This is a genomic window from Kibdelosporangium philippinense, from assembly GCF_021390435.2.
Taxonomy (GTDB): domain Bacteria; phylum Actinomycetota; class Actinomycetes; order Mycobacteriales; family Pseudonocardiaceae; genus Kibdelosporangium; species Kibdelosporangium philippinense.
Genome location: NZ_JAJVCN010000002.1, coordinates 2601159 through 2615972 on the forward strand (window position 1 = coordinate 2601159; position 14814 = coordinate 2615972).

At 64.3% G+C, this 14814-nt stretch carries 15 protein-coding genes; 13 read left to right on the forward strand and 2 right to left on the reverse strand.

All coding sequences use genetic code 11. The features are described 5' to 3' along the window. Window positions 1-127 precede the first annotated feature (127 nt). The 13 genes from LWC34_RS30895 (at window position 128) to LWC34_RS30955 (ending at window position 12628) form a co-directional block, all read left to right on the forward strand. A complete protein-coding gene (locus LWC34_RS30895) occupies window positions 128-1162 on the forward strand; it encodes an ankyrin repeat domain-containing protein (protein WP_233728576.1) in 1035 nt (344 codons plus the stop codon). A 12-nt stretch (window positions 1163-1174) separates the two neighbouring features. Beyond that, entirely contained in the window at window positions 1175-1501 is a 327-nt protein-coding gene (locus LWC34_RS30900; protein ID WP_233728577.1) for a muconolactone Delta-isomerase family protein, read from the forward strand. Next, window positions 1498-2199, forward strand: coding sequence for an EthD domain-containing protein (locus tag LWC34_RS30905; protein WP_233728578.1), 702 nt, complete (start codon window positions 1498-1500; stop codon window positions 2197-2199). The genes LWC34_RS30900 and LWC34_RS30905 overlap by 4 nt, the downstream gene beginning before the upstream one ends. Continuing rightward, on the forward strand, window positions 2196-3023 hold the full coding sequence (locus tag LWC34_RS30910) for a type 1 glutamine amidotransferase domain-containing protein (protein ID WP_233728579.1): 828 nt from the start codon (window positions 2196-2198) through the stop codon (window positions 3021-3023). Before LWC34_RS30905 ends, LWC34_RS30910 begins: the two co-directional genes overlap by 4 nt. A gap of 2 nt (window positions 3024-3025) precedes the next feature. Beyond that, entirely contained in the window at window positions 3026-4651 is a 1626-nt protein-coding gene (locus tag LWC34_RS30915; protein ID WP_233728580.1) for a thiamine pyrophosphate-binding protein, read from the forward strand. Window positions 4652-4663: 12 nt separating this feature from the next. Further along, window positions 4664-5134, forward strand: a complete 471-nt coding sequence (locus LWC34_RS30920; RefSeq protein WP_233728581.1) for a nuclear transport factor 2 family protein — start codon at window positions 4664-4666, stop codon at window positions 5132-5134. Window positions 5135-5216: 82 nt separating this feature from the next. Next, entirely contained in the window at window positions 5217-5825 is a 609-nt protein-coding gene (locus tag LWC34_RS30925; protein ID WP_233728582.1) for a DJ-1/PfpI family protein, read from the forward strand. A 1-nt stretch (window position 5826) separates the two neighbouring features. Beyond that, window positions 5827-7611: an AGE family epimerase/isomerase gene (locus LWC34_RS30930; protein ID WP_233728583.1), complete on the forward strand. Its 1785-nt coding sequence runs from the start codon at window positions 5827-5829 to the stop codon at window positions 7609-7611. Then, complete coding sequence (locus LWC34_RS30935; protein ID WP_233728584.1) at window positions 7608-9533, forward strand: glycogen debranching protein; 1926 nt, start codon at window positions 7608-7610, stop codon at window positions 9531-9533. Before LWC34_RS30930 ends, LWC34_RS30935 begins: the two co-directional genes overlap by 4 nt. 11 nt (window positions 9534-9544) lie before the next feature. Continuing rightward, window positions 9545-9865, forward strand: coding sequence for an STAS domain-containing protein (locus LWC34_RS30940; protein WP_233728585.1), 321 nt, complete (start codon window positions 9545-9547; stop codon window positions 9863-9865). Between the two features lie 489 nt (window positions 9866-10354). After that, window positions 10355-11548, forward strand: a complete 1194-nt coding sequence (locus LWC34_RS30945; RefSeq protein ID WP_233728586.1) for an IS701 family transposase — start codon at window positions 10355-10357, stop codon at window positions 11546-11548. 115 nt (window positions 11549-11663) lie between these two features. Continuing rightward, window positions 11664-12284: a hypothetical protein gene (locus LWC34_RS30950; protein ID WP_233728587.1), complete on the forward strand. Its 621-nt coding sequence runs from the start codon at window positions 11664-11666 to the stop codon at window positions 12282-12284. Between the two features lie 5 nt (window positions 12285-12289). Then, entirely contained in the window at window positions 12290-12628 is a 339-nt protein-coding gene (locus tag LWC34_RS30955; RefSeq protein ID WP_233728588.1) for a sunset domain-containing protein, read from the forward strand. Here LWC34_RS30955 and LWC34_RS30960 read toward each other — a convergent pair. Together LWC34_RS30960 and LWC34_RS30965 are read right to left on the reverse strand one after the other, a co-directional pair. After that, window positions 12609-13739, reverse strand: coding sequence for a mandelate racemase/muconate lactonizing enzyme family protein (locus tag LWC34_RS30960; protein ID WP_233728589.1), 1131 nt, complete (start codon window positions 13737-13739; stop codon window positions 12609-12611). The two genes, LWC34_RS30955 and LWC34_RS30960, sit on opposite strands and share 20 nt — an antisense overlap. Further along, window positions 13736-14770 carry a LacI family DNA-binding transcriptional regulator gene (locus tag LWC34_RS30965; RefSeq protein ID WP_233728590.1) on the reverse strand — a complete coding sequence of 345 codons (1035 nt, stop codon included), beginning with the start codon at window positions 14768-14770 and terminating at the stop codon, window positions 13736-13738. The genes LWC34_RS30960 and LWC34_RS30965 overlap by 4 nt, the downstream gene beginning before the upstream one ends. Between the last annotated feature and the right edge of the window lie 44 nt (window positions 14771-14814).

A 14814-nucleotide genomic window follows, 5' to 3' on the forward strand; every position in this document is an offset into this window, starting at 1 on the left:
ACCCGGTCAAGTGCGGGCAATCGTTCGCACGTTCTTGTCGATCATGTACGGCGGAGGGTTGACTGGGTCTCGTTCCCAGAGCGAATCCCTTGGGACACAACACATTAACCATCCGAGGAGAATTCCCATGAGTGACGCCGCGCGTACTCTGCTGCTCAACGCGGTCCGTCGCGACGACCTGCACGAAGTCCGTGGCCTGCTGCGCAACGGAGTCGACGTCAACGCCCGCGGCTCGGACGGCCTGACCGCGCTGATGGTGGCCGCTGGCAAGGGAAACGCCGAGCTGGTCCGGATGCTGCTCGACGCGGGCGCCGACGTGTACACGTCGGACAGTGTCGCGGGTGCCACGGCGTTGCACAAAGCCGTTCAGGCAGGCGATCTTGACACCGTCAAGCTGATCATCGAGGCAGGCGCGTTCGTGGACGCGGTCGCGACCTCCACCGGACACACCCCGTTGCTGGACGCGTTCTGGTACAAGCGACCTGACATCGTCGGCTACCTGCTCGACCTCAACGCGGGCCTGAACCTCAGCACGCACTACGGCTTCTCGATGCGTGACCACTTCGAGTACGCACTGAACGTGAACACGCTCGGCCAGGAAAAGCTGCTCGCCGCGGAAGCCTTGCTGAAGCGGCGGATCGAGTCCGACGAGCGCAAGATCGCCAGCCAGGAACTGATGGCGGCGACCGCCGCCGGTGACCTGATCAACGTGCAGGTCCTGCTGGCCAACGGGGCCGAAGTGGACGCACGCTACCCGGTTCTCAACGGGTTCAACGACTTGCACACGCCGTTGCTGGTTGCCGCCCGCGACGGGCACACCGAGATCGTTCGTGCCCTGATCGCCGCGGGCGCCGACATCAACGCCACCGAGCCGACGTTCGGCGCGGTTCCGTTGCACAAGGCTGTCTACAACGGACACGCCGACATCACCAAGATCCTCGTCGACACCCCTGGGGTGGACATCGACTTCCAGGGCGCCACCAACGGTTACACGCCGCTGCACGACGCGCTCTGGCACGGCTTCGAGGACTGCGCCCGCATCCTGATCAACGCGGGCGCCCGGCTCGACCTCGTCGGCCACGACGACAAGACGCCGTACGAGATGGCCGCCGACATCTTCGGTGACGACCACGACCTGACCAAGACCCTGCGCGACGCCTGAAAGGACAAGCGAATGCTGTTCTACTGCCAGATGCGGTGGAATCACGAAGGTCGGATCAGCCTCGACGAGCTGTGGGAGATCGAGGAAGAGGAGACCCGGCACGCCGAGGAGACGCTGAACTCCGGCTACTGCATCGGCTTGTGGAAGGTCGCTGGCCAGAAGCGGGTCATCGCGGTGGTGGACGCGGAGTCGGCCGAGGAGCTCGACCGTTCGGTGTTCCGCCTGCCGATGCGGGAATACCTCGAATTCGAGATCATCTGGCCGCTGCGGGACTACCTCGGTTTCGCCGAGGACGTCGCCAACCGCTACCGGCCCGCCGAAGCGGAGGCCGCACGATGATCCACCAACTGATCTTCGCCTACCCGCGACCGGGTATGAGCGAGCGTGAGTTCCACCGTTACTGGGTGGAAGAGCACGCGGTTCAGTACGCCAGCAAGATCCCGCAGATCCGTCAGTACCTTGTGGACACTCGGGTCGAGTTGTCCTTCGACGAGCCCGAGCCACTGTGGAGCGGTGTCGCCGAGATCTGGCTGGCCAACGAGGAAGAGCAGCTCGCCTCGCTGCAGACGCCGGAGTTCCTCGAGGGCGCCCGGCTGGACGAGCCTCGCTGGGCCGCTTTCTGGCGCACGCTCGTCCTGGACACCGACGCACACATCGTCGTCCCCGGCTCGCAGAAAACCGCGGATACCAAGCTCTTCGTGCTCGTCAAGCGCAAGGAAGGGCTTCCCCTCAACGAGTTCCGTGCCTACAGCCGGGACGCGCACGCTTCGGTGATGAGCAGGGTTCCTGGCTTGCGCCGCTACTACCAGAACCACACCAGGGACGGCTTCTACGGCGTCGGTGAGGCCACTCTGGACTGTGCGTACCAGCTCTGGTTCGACGACGTGAACGCGCTGCGCAACGCCATGCGCAGCCCCGAATTCCAGCGGGCCATGGCCGACCTGGCCACCTTCACCGAACCCCGTTACGTGCACACGCTCGCCGTGCGCGAGAACTGGATCATCGGCCCGACCACCCTTGAAAGGAAAAACTCATGACCAAACGAATTTTGGTCGTCCTGTCCGAGTACGGCTATTGGGGCGAGGAGCTCGTCGGCCCGGTCGAGGCGTTCGACGCCGCCGGCTACCGCACGACTTTCCTTACCCCGAACGGCAAGCGCCCACAGGCCCTGCCGCCCAGCCTCGACACCGACTACATCGACCCGCCGCTCGGCCGTTCGGTCACCACGCCGGACATGGCGCGCCGCGCCCGTGAACTGGACGCGTCGTCCCGTTTGGACAACCCGCTCAGCCTCGCGGACCTCGTTCCCGAGCGGCCCTACTACAGCGTGGTCAACCACCTGCGTGAGGTCGAGGAGTACAACCGCAGGCTCGACGGGGCCGTCGCCGACCTGGTGAACAGCTTCGACGCGCTGACCATCGTCGGTGGCTCCGGCCCGATCGTGGACCTGGCCAACAACGAGCGCCTGCACGAGCTCGTGCTCGGCTTCCACCGCGCCGACAAGCCGATCCTGGCCGAGTGCTACGGCGTCGCGGTGCTCGCGTTCGCCCGTGACCTGGAGACCCGCGAGAGCATCATCCAGAACAAGCACGTCACCGGGCACCCCAAGGAGTACGACTACAAGGACGGCACCGGCTTCATCGGCGTCGAGTTCAACATGGGCCCGCCGCCGTACCCGCTGGAGTACATCCTGCGTGACGCCACCGGCCCGATCGGCCGTTTCCACGGCAACGTCGGCAAGGAGACCTCGGTCATCGTCGACTACCCGTTCATCACCGCCCGTTCGACGCCTGATTCCGTTCCCGCGGGCGAGCTGACGGTTCAGGTGCTGGAGCACGGCCTGCGAAGGTTCGGCTGGTAAAGATGACCAAGAGGCCAGGAAAGGTCGCCATCTTCGAGCAGTTCGCGGCCGACGGCATCGAGTACATGTTCGGCAACCCGGGAACCGTCGAGCAGGGGTTCCTGGACGCTGGTGGCGATTTCGACGTCGACTACCTGCTCTCGCTGCACGAGGGCGTCGCGGTGGGCATGGCCGACGGCTATGCCCGCGCGTCCCAGCGGCCTGCCCTGGTCCAGCTGCACAGCGGGGTCGGGCTCGGCAACGGGATCGGCATGCTGTACCAGGCCAAGCGCGGCGGCTCGCCGCTCGTGGTGCTGGTCGGCGAGGCAGGCGTCAAATACGACGCGATGGACGGGCAGATGGCGGCCGATCTGGTCGCCATGGCCAAGCCTGTCACCAAGTTCGCCACACGGGTGATCGACCCGGACTCAGTGCTGCGAGTGCTGCGCCGAGCCGTCAAGATCGCCATGACGCCGCCTCGCGGGCCAGTGATGGTCGTACTGCCCGCCGACGTGCTCGACGAGATCACGACCGAGCCCGCTGTGCCAACCTCGATTCCGGAAACCAGGGTAGTTCCGGAGCCCTCGCTGTTGGCGCGTGCCGCCACGACACTCCTGTCTGGACAGCGCAGGCTGATCCTGATGGGCGACGGCATCGCCACCAGCGGGGCGCAGCGTGAGCTGACCGCGGTGGCGGAAGCGTTGGGCGCAACCGTGTGGGGCGTGAACGACTCGGAGTTCAACTTCGACGCCACGCACCGGCTCTATGGCGGACAACTCGGCCACATGTTCGGCGCGAACAGCGCCAGGGTTGTGGCCGAAGCAGACTCTGTCCTGATTGTGGGGACGTACATCTTCCCAGAAGTCTTCCCCGCATTGGACAGTCCATTCAGGACCGATGCCAAGCTCGTCCACATTGACCTGGATGCCTACGAGATCGCCAAGAACTTCCCGGTTGATGTGGGCATCGTGGCGGACCCCAAGCTGACGCTCGCCGCACTGGGCAAGGAAATCAACAGGCAAAGGCCGGGCCTCGCGCCGAGCACACCACTTGAGGTGTCACGCTCCCGACCGGTGTTCCCGGAGCCGCCGCTGGAAGAGGACACCGTGCTGGACCGGTTCGTGCGCAGGCTGGCTGGACGCGCACCGGAGGACCTGGTGGTGTTCGACGAGGCACTGACCGCGTCGCCACCGCTGGCGAAATACCTGCCCGCGCAACAGCCCGGCCGGTTCTTCCAGACCCGCGGCGGTTCGCTCGGTGTCGGAATCCCTGGGGCACTGGGCATCAAGCTCGCTTCGCCAGAGGCGCCGGTCGTGGCGTTCACCGGTGACGGCGGCAGCATGTACACCATCCAGGCACTGTGGACAGCGGCCCGCTACAACATCGGCGCGAAGTTCGTGATCTGCAACAACGGCCGCTATCAGCTGCTCGACGACAACCTTGAGCAGTACTGGCGGGAACTGGGGATCGCGCCGCACACGCACCCGGCCGCGTTCGATCTGTCCACACCGGCCATCGGGTTCACCGGGATCGCTCAATCCTTGGGAGTCGCAGGGCAGCGGGTGGAAAAGCTCTACGAGGTGGACGCTGCCGTGGAGGCGATGCTTGCCCACGACGGTCCCTACCTCATCGACCTCGTCATCGACTAGGAGGTAAGGCACATGGAACAGTCGATCACGCAGGCAGCGGTACACGGGCTGGTTCAGGACTGGTTCACCGCCCTCGACCAGCACGACGACGTCGAGGTGCTGCTCGACCTGTTGACCGACAACGGATTGGTGCTGCATCTACCACAAGGGACAGTTCGCACCCACGAAGAGTTCCGTGACTGGCACGCCGACATGATCGCCACGTACTTCGACGAGGTACGCGACCTGCGGGACGTGCGTATCCACGCCACTTCACCGTTGCACGCACAGGTCTTGGTGCGGGTGAACTGGCAGTCGCGGATGTGGGTGCCGCCATCGGCCAGCAGCGTCTGGGTCGGTGTGGACTCCACTGAGGAATGGTCGGTCGTCCTGCGGGACGGCAAGCCGAAGATCCGTACATGCACTGTCGGGGGATTGACCCCCATGCCGGGATCTGCGGCGCCGCGCGGCGGCGAGTTCGCTCGCCAGAGCGCCGCGGCGTAGCAGGTCCACCCTCGTGAGTGGTTACGCGCGTTAGAACGCGCGTAACCACTCACGACCTACCCTAAAACAAAAGGCAAAGGACATGACCCAAACAGCCGAAGTACGGACCACCTCAGGAACCCTCACCGGCAGGCGGATCGCCATCTTCATGGAAAGCGACTACGTCGAAACAGAGATCGCCTACTACCAGAAGCGGTTCGAAGAAGAAGGCATCCAAGTCGAGCTGCTGACCAGGTTGTGGGGCAACGACTCCCTCACCTTCACCGGCCACGAGCAGCGCGCGCCGATCGAAGTTTCGGGCGACCTGGAGAAGCTGGACTACGACGAGCTTTCCCGGTTCTCGGCGATCATCGTGCCATCTGGCATGGTGTCGGACCGGTTGCGTTACACCGATGACCTGCAGCGCCTGGCGCCCGCGGTTGAAGTGATGCGGCGGGCATTCCGGCTGCCGAACCTGGTGAAAGCCTTCTCCTGCCACGGCTTGCTGCTGCTCTCCGCAGTGCCTGAGTTGATCAGGGGACGGGCCGTGACGTGCCACAACAACCTGGTCGGCGACGTACGCAACGTGGGCGCTGTCTACACCGGACGGGATGTCGTTGTGGACGGTGACCTGGTCACGTCACGCACGGTCGACGAGTGCAACCTGTTGGCGCGTACCGTGATCGACCAGCTGGCGGCCAGGCAGCGCTGAAATGCACTCGTATTCCGACACCACGACCGGCCGCCTCGTTTCCAGTGGAGGCGGCCGGTTCCGGTTGCGAACCGCGGACGGTGAGCTTGTCGAACTCCACCTGACCGACACCACGTCCGCGCAGCTGATGCGCAACCTCGGCGAGCCGTACCGTGACGTCACCGGGCGGCTCACAGAACTACTGGAAACGCCGGGGCGCATGGTTTTCGCGTACGGCCCGATCTACCCCGACGGCCGCCACCAGGCCACACAGGTGACGTTCGTCGGTGAAGGACCGGACGAGTACGCGTTCGAGCGGCCCGACTGGTGGATCACCCAATTGCGCGAGCTCGCCCGCTTCTACCGGCGCGCCCAGTTCGGCACGGGCGAGGTGGACTATGTGGACTATCGCACGGAAATCCGCCTCGGCGGCGACAAGAACGGGCGCCACATCCAGGAAACCGACACCATCTCGCGGCTGGTCTATGGCATGGCGTCCGCGTACATGCTGACTGGGGACGAAGACTTTCTGACCGTCGCTGACCGTGGCAGCGCGTACCTCCAGGAACACATGAGGTTCGTCGACACCGATGAGGACGTCACGTACTGGTACCACGGGATCGATGTGGAAGGGACGCGGGAACGCAAGCTGTTCACGTCCGAATTCGACGATGACTACCGCGCTATCCCCGCGTACGAACAGATCTACGCGCTTGCCGGGCTCGTGCAGAACTACCGTGTCACCGGCGATCCGTCGATCAAGGCCGATATCGATGGCACTATGCGGCTGTTCGAGCGGTTCTTCGCCGATCCAAGGCTGGGCGGGTACTTCTCGCACATCGCCCCGGCCGATCTGAGCCCGCACGCCCACACCCTCGGCCGGAACCAGTCGCGCAAGAACTGGAACTCGGTCGGCGACCATGCCCCCGCGTACCTGTTCAACCTGTACTTGGCGACGGGCGAGGACAAGCACCTGCGGATGCTTGAGCACACGTTCGACATGATCGTGTCGCACTTTCCCGACCGTGAAACACCTTTTGTGCAGGAGAGGTTTCACGCTGACTGGTCGCCGGACCGGACTTGGGGCTGGCAGCAGGACCGCGCTGTCGTTGGCCACAACCTGAAGATCGCGTGGAACCTGACCCGGATGAACGCGGTCCGCGCGAAGTACGACTACCAGCAGATGGCCTCGAACCTCGCCAAGACCATGCTCGACGTGGGCCGTGACACGCGCCGCGGCGGCTGGTACGACTTGGTGAATCGTCAGGAACCGCACGACTTCGTCTGGCACGACCGCAAAGCCTGGTGGCAGCAGGAACAGGCCATCCTGGCCTACCTAGTGCTTGCTGGGCATCGCCGTGAACCGGAATTCCTCGCGCACGCGAGGGACGCGGAGGCGTTCTACAACGCGTTCTTCCTCGACCATGACGAGGGCGGTGTGTACTTCAACGTATTGGCAAGCGGAATCCCGTACCTGGTCGGCACGGAACGGCTCAAAGGCAGCCACTCGATGAGCATGTACCACACATCCGAGCTCTGCTACCTCGCAACCGTCTACAACGGACTTCTCATTCACGGCGAGCCACTGGATCTGTGGTTCCGGCCACGGCCCGACGCGGACTTCCCAGAAGGCTTGCTGCGCGTCGCACCCGATGTCCTGCCAGCCGGTCGAGTCCGGCTCGACAGTGTCCTTGTGGACGGTCAGCCGTTCAAGGACTTCGATGCCAAAGGCATGACGGTCCAGTTGCCTGACAGTTCGGATCCAGTGACTGTCCAGGTGCGACTGGCTCCGGTGGAGGAATCGTGACGCGCTGGCTTGACGGTTTCCGGATCGAGCCCGGTAGCGCCGAACGGTTAGGCGTGACGGTTGACGACGACGGCATCACGTTTGCCGTCCGCTCAAACACGATCGACCGGATGTGGTTGGTGCTACTGGATCCTGAGCGCGGCGATGTCCTCACGGAACTGCCATTTCCGGATGACTTCCGCATCGGCGACGTGTTCACGATGAAGGTGCTTGGGTTGGTCCCGGATTTGGTGCACTACGCGTTTCGTCCGGACGGCTCCGAAGACCTGTTGCTGGATCCGTACGCGAAGGCGCTCGCGGGTGCGGAGGAATGGGGCAAGCGGCCGCAGTACCGGTCACGAGTGGTGCACGAGGAGTTCGACTGGGGCGAGGACAGGCCACCCGGCATCGCCGCCGAGGACCTGGTGATCTATGAGCTGCACGTGCGCGGCTTCACCCGTCATCCCTCGTCGGGCGTGGCCGAGCCAGGTACGTTCGCGGGTCTCCGGGAGAAGGTGCCGTATCTGCGGGAACTGGGCGTGAACTGCGTCGAGCTGATGCCGGTGTTCGAGTTCGACGAGACGGACATTGCCGGTGGCCAGCCGCGCCACAACTTCTGGGGCTACAACACCGTCGGTTTCTTCGCCCCCAAGGCTTCCTACGGCTCGCCGCGTGAGTTCAAGGAACTTGTACGCGATCTGCACGCAGCCGGAATCGAGGTGGTCCTGGATGTCGTGTTCAACCATACCGGCGAAGGTGATCACCGCGGGCCGACGCAGTCGTTGCGCGGCTTGGACAACGGCACCTACTACCTGCTGACCCCGGACGGCGACTACTACAACTTCAGCGGTACCGGGAACACCATGAACAGCAACCACCCCGTGGTGCGTGAGTTCATTGTGGACTCGTTGCGGCACTGGGTGACCGAGTACCGGGTGGATGGATTCCGGTTCGACCTCGCCTCGATCCTGACCCGCGGCCAGGACGGTGCCCCACTGGAAGATCCGCCGCTGCTGACCGAGATCGCGGACGATCCGGTGCTGGTCGACCGCAAGATGATCGCCGAAGCCTGGGACGCGGGCGGCCTCTACCAGGTCGGCGCCTTCCCGGAACCGTGGCTGGAGTGGAACGGGCAATACCGGGACGGGCTGCGCCGGTTCCTCGCCGCCCGGCCCGGATCCGCGGGTGAACTGGCGACTCGGCTGGCCGGATCGCCCGATCTGTACGCGGGACGCGGAACCCGTGCGTCGGTGAACTTCGTGACCTGCCATGACGGCTTCACGTTGGCGGACCTGGTGTCATACAACGAAAAGCACAACGAAGCCAACGGCGAGGACAACCGGGACGGTCACGACGCCAACGAGAGCTGGAACTGCGGCTGGGAAGGGCCGTCGGACGACCCTTACGTACTGAGGCTGCGGGATCGGCAGACGCGCAATGCGTTGGCGTTGCTCCTGGTGAGCAACGGGGTGCCGATGCTGCTGGCTGGCGACGAGTTCGGCCGTACGCAGCAGGGCAACAACAACGCCTACTGCCAGGACAACGACATCACCTGGGTGGACTGGGCGCTTGAGGACAAGAACGCCGACCTGGTCACGTTCGTACGCAGGCTGCTGGCGTTCCGGCGGCGGCACCCCGCGCTGCGCCGGGCAGCGCATCCAGATGCCCGTGACGTGCGCTGGCATGGCGTGCAGCCCGGGCAGCCGGATTGGTCTGCGGAGTCCCGGTTGGTCGCGATGGAGTCGACCGAAGGTGATGACACCGTTTTCGTTGCCGCCAACACCGACCTCGCGCCGGTGACTGTGCGGCTGCCCGACCCGCCAGCAGGGACGTGGTGGCACGTGTTCGCCGACACGGCACGTCCGGACCGGACTGACGAGACCGGCGCTGAGCTGGTGCTTGAGGGCAAATCTGTCGTCGTGCTCGAAGCACGGGCGATCTAAGGAGGACAGCGATGAGTAACTTCGAGGCCTACCTGGGCTTCACCGGCCGCACGGGCACGGTGTTCGTGTCCGGTGAGTTGGATGTGGACACCGCGCCGGTGTTCCGGTCGCTGGTCGAACAGGCCGTACAGCGGCCATTGGACCGGTTGGTGATCGACCTGACCGGATTGTCCATAATGTCTTCGGCCGGGGTTCGCGCATTGGTCTTCGCGCAGCAGGAGCTTCCGCCTGGCGCGTCGATCATCGTCGTCGGAGCGGGGCCGGAAGTGGTGAAGATCATCCAACTTGCCGGGTTTGACCAGGCGATCACGATTGCCGACCGGGCGGCATGAGGAAATAGTCCAGCAAAGACCAGAAATTTCCCCACCGTCGCATTGCCCCGTCGCCGACCGTCCTTGATCAATTCACCGATCTGGCCGGGAACCCGAGCGGCGGGGCATTCTCATGCGTGAAATATTCGCCACCCGGTGAACTGTCACCATCTGGTAGCACTCCGTGTTCAATCCAGTTGGTATTTGTCGCCCGTACGTACCAACGCGTGAGTCCGTATGCTGGCCCGATTTTCGGTTACCCACCGTGATCACTTTCGAAACAGAAGTCCTTCGGACTGCTAAGTGCCTGTTTGGCGGGCCGGGAAAACCGTACCGCGAGTAGCTCTACAAACTGTCGATCACTGCGAGTGATGATGGTATATCTTTTTCGGTCGCCCGACTTACTGTGAACCTCACGAGATCGTCAACCCTTGGCGAGTTGCGCTTGCCCGTTCCGTTCCCCATATGGAGTATTGATTGTGTACGGTAAGAACACATTCCGGGGGTCCCATGGTGGTGGTCGAGGACAGTCTTCGCACTGATCTTTCGCTTGCCAAGAAGGACGAGGTGGCACGGTTCGCGCAGGCTAAGTTCGGCTCGCTTCCACGCTCTGACCAGCGGAGATGGGCAGAGGTCTACTTAAGGGGCCTGTTGCTGGGGCGCGGCCGCAAGTCTGTCAAAAGAATCGCAGAGGAGGTGTTGGATCTCAATGTTTCGCAGTCGTTACAGCAATTTATCAACCAGAGCCCATGGGACTGGCGACTGGTCCGTGCTGAAATAGCGGACGAGGTTGAAAGGCTACTCACGCCGCGCGCTTTGGTCATTGCCGAAACAACCATTCCCAAACGCGGAGAACATTCGGTCGGCGTCGAACGGCGATTCGTGCCGAGCGAAGGCAGAGCAATCAACTGTCAATTAGGCATCGGATTGTTCCTCGCCGGAGATCAGGCGAGTATTCCGGTGAACTGGCGGATCCAGCTCTCGCCGAGGTGGACGGAGGACCACCGCCGTCGTGACCGCGCGTACATCCCGGAGTCGGTACGGTCCCAGCAGGCGTGGCAGTACGCGCTCGACATGGTCGAGGAGGTCGCCGAGTGGGGGATAGGCAAAGCGCCGGTCGTCGGCGACCTACGGCACACGCCGGACGCGGAGAAACTGATGGCGAGGTTGGCGGAGCTGGGGGCCGACTTCGTGTTCGAGGTGCCCGACACGTTCCAGGTAGTGCCCGGTCCCCATCTGGCCGCGGTCCGGCCAACGGGGTTCGGCCCGCAGCGGGCGCCGCATCTGCTGCGTGCACGGGACTGTCTGCGCGGCGCCGACGTCAAACACCGTCAAGTGGTCACCTGGACACCGGGTGCGAACGGCAAACACCGGGCAACGCACGCTGTGTCCGTGCCAGTCCGCCTGCCAAGCAGCCGAGGAGTCGTGCCGCTGCAACTGGTCGGCACATCGTGGCAAGGCGGCAGGCAGAAGCTGTGGCTGACCAACCGCACGGATCTGCGGGCAGCCGAAGTCATCACATTGGGGGCCATGGCCGAGCGGACCGAGGCTGACCTGCAAGACCTGCGGGCCGTCTACGGACTGCTCGACTTCGAAGGGCGGTCATACCGGGGTTGGCATCACCACATGACGCTGGTGTCGGCGGCGTACACCTTCGCGAAGCTCACCACGCCGGTGAGCCAGCCTGTGCGCCGTCCGTCGTGACCTGACAGGGGACGCACACGCAACGGCGCGGGTGCGTTCCCACACACCACTTGATCGAGTGAAGTTCCCGGGCTTCGCTGGTGTCAGAGGTACCGGGCGAGGTAGGACAGCGGCCATGCCGCGCTTCCCCCGCTGGTGGTTCTGGGCCGCCGTAGCGACCCCTGCCGCCATCACAGCGATCGGCCTCATCATCCAAGCACCGGGGATCTCGCGCGCGGTCTCGGCCGAGGCCCAGAAAGCCGCCAGCCAAGGCACATTGGTTGTCGACGGCCGTGATGTGATCATCAGCGGCATTCCGGTCGAACAGGCGGCGCAGGTTCAGCGTGCGGTCGAGGCCGCTCCCGGGGTGCGTGCCGTGTCCGTTGTGGACCCTGAACTGGTGCCGATGCGGATGTCCTTCACGCCATCCACGATCACGGTAACGGGATCAACGGAGCAAGAGGCCTGGCGCTCGCAGTTCGTGCGGGCGTTGAGCAGGCAGACGCACGGCCGCAAGCTGGTGGACGAGACCAAAACCCAGCGCCGGACAGACTTCCCGATGACCACGACGGCCGCGGAGACCGTGGTGGCGGTGTTGTCGCAGCAACCCGAGGCGATGACGGTGGATGTGCGGCCGAACAAGGTCGTGGTTGCCGGAACGATCCCTGACGACGGCCGCCGTAAAGCCATTGTCGCGTTGTTCAAGCGGCTGTTCGGTGAGAAGACCGTGGTCGACCAGACGAAAACCAAGGAGTGACAGAGGTGTTGTGGCTTGCCGCCCAGGTCTTCTTCCTGTGCCTGATCTCGTTTCTCGCGGGTGCGGGGATCACGGTTCTGGCGTTGCGCCGGAAGCCCGAACCCAAGATCGCGGAGTCGGTGGCCGTCGAGGAGGTGCGGGAGGCCGAGGAGATCGTGGAACCCGGTCAGCAGATCGAACCCATGATCATCAAGGCGTCCAAGAAGTCCATGCGCTATCACACGCCGGACTCGCCGTACTACAACCGCGTCTCGGCCAGCCTGACGTTCATCTCGCCAGAGGACGCGGAACTAGCGGGCTATAAACCGTGGAACGCCGACAAAGTCAAAGCGCCATCCGCCTGACCTTCTCCTCATCCACCTCTATCCCCAGGCCTGGGCCGGTCGGCACGTAGGCCGTCCCATCGGACACCTTCACCGTCTCCCCACCGACATACACCGAGTCCACGAACTGACGGCCATTCAGGTCAACGGGTGTGGTGATACCGAAGGCCGCGAACAGGTGCAACGAAGCGGCAAGCCCGATGTCCGAATCCGTCAGCCCTGACCCCATCAACCTGACCCCGCTGTCCTCGGCGAGCTGCAAAAGCCGCCGCGACAACGTCAACCCGCCGCTGCGCTGGACCTTGGCGATGGCGATGTCCACCGCCCCCAGCCGGACAAACGTCGACATGTCCGACGGGTGCCGGAGGCTTTCGTCCAGTGCAACCGGTACCGCCGACAAATCCCGCAAGCGCTGCAACCCGGCAATGTCATTGGCAGGCAACGGTTGCTCAAAGGCCGTCACGCCAAGATCCGCCAGCGCACGGGAAATCTGCACGGCCTCGGCGACCGTGTACCCCTGGTTCGCGTCGACCCACAGCGGGGCCCCAGGTGCCGCATCCCGAACGGCCGCGACGATCTCCAGATCCGATGGCCCGAGCCCGATCTTCACCTTGAAAGCCTGATACCCCAGGGACTGTCCTTCAGCCACGGCATCAGCGACCTCCGCGGGTCCCTGACCCGACACCACCCAGCCGAGTTGGAGCGACGAAACTCGCCGCTGGCCCCACAGCTCACCGACCGAAACCCCAAGGGCGTGACCCAGGAGATCATGCAGCGCCACATCGACGGCTGACTTCGCCAGCGGCGACCCGATGCTGAAACCCCGGTTGATCGCTCGATCGAACACCGTCGTCACGCCATCCAGGTCCCACGCCGGTCGTCCGATGATCGCAGGCGCCAGATAACCATCGATCGTGCTGACGATCGACTCCTGCGTCTCGTAGGTCCAGGCCGGGATCGGGGTCGCCTCGCCCCACCCGGAGAAGTCCCCGGCCGTCACCTTGACCAAGATCCGCACACTCGGCTTGCCCATCACCGCGATCGCGCCACCCGATACGCCGAACGGACGCAAAGTTGGCAGCGGCACCGCGAACGTCTCAACCCGGTCGATCGTCAGCCCGGCCAAGCTCATGAACGTACCCTTCCTGTGCTTTCCCGGATCACGACTTCGCCCTCCACTCGGAGGATTCGGCTGCGCCGTCCGGAGTTCTCGCGCAACGCCAGTTCCATCGCGCGCTCACCCAACTGCTCCAATGGCAACGCCACCGTCGTCAGCGGTGGCGTCAGGTCCCGGACAATGGGAATGTCGTCGAATCCAGCGACCGACACATCACCCGGTACCGACAAGTCGTTGTCACGCAACGCAGTCAACGCGCCGATCGCCATCACGTCGGTCACCGCGAACACGCAGGTCGCTTCCAGGCCCCGGGAAATCAGTGAGGACATCCCGGCATACCCACCGTCACGGGTGAAGCCGCATTCGACAATGTCCTTCTCAGACATGTGAACACCGGCTCCGGACAAGGCGTCCCGGAACCCGGCGATCCGGTCGGCCACAGTGGTCAGTGCCCGTGGCCCGGCCAGAATGGCGAACCGGCGATGGCCCATTTCCAGTAGCGCGTTCGCCAAAGCGGCTGCGCCCGAACGGTTTTCCGGCAGCACACTGTCCACCCGCAGGCTCCGGTGCCGTGACACAACTGCAACACGGCCGCCGCCACGCAGGTACGGATCGATTTCCGAGGCCAGCGACCGTTCCCACGCTTTGTCCTCAAAGCCTGAGCCGATCAGCAGAATCGCCGGTGCCCGCTGGGCCCGTAGCATCGAGACGTACGCGACCTCACGATCGGCGTCTCGGAAAGTGCTGGCCAGCATGACAAGCAGTCCGTTGTCCCCAGCCACTCGCATGATTCCCCGTGCGATCACGGCGAAGTACGGGTCACTGACGTCGTGGCAGATGACCCCGACCGTCCGTCGTGACGCCCCGGCGAGTGCCTGTGCGTGCGCATTCGGCGCGTACGCCAGCCTTCCTGCCGCGTCCTGCACGCGTTCGCGCAGGTCGTCACGGACTTTCGCGGTGCCGTTGAGCACTCGGGACGCCGTCGCGGGGGACACCGCGGCGGCACGCGCGACGTCTTGCAACGTCACGTGTGTCCGTTCTGCCATGGCTCTCCAGTTCTTGACCCGCCGAGCGGGGCGTGTCTACTCTA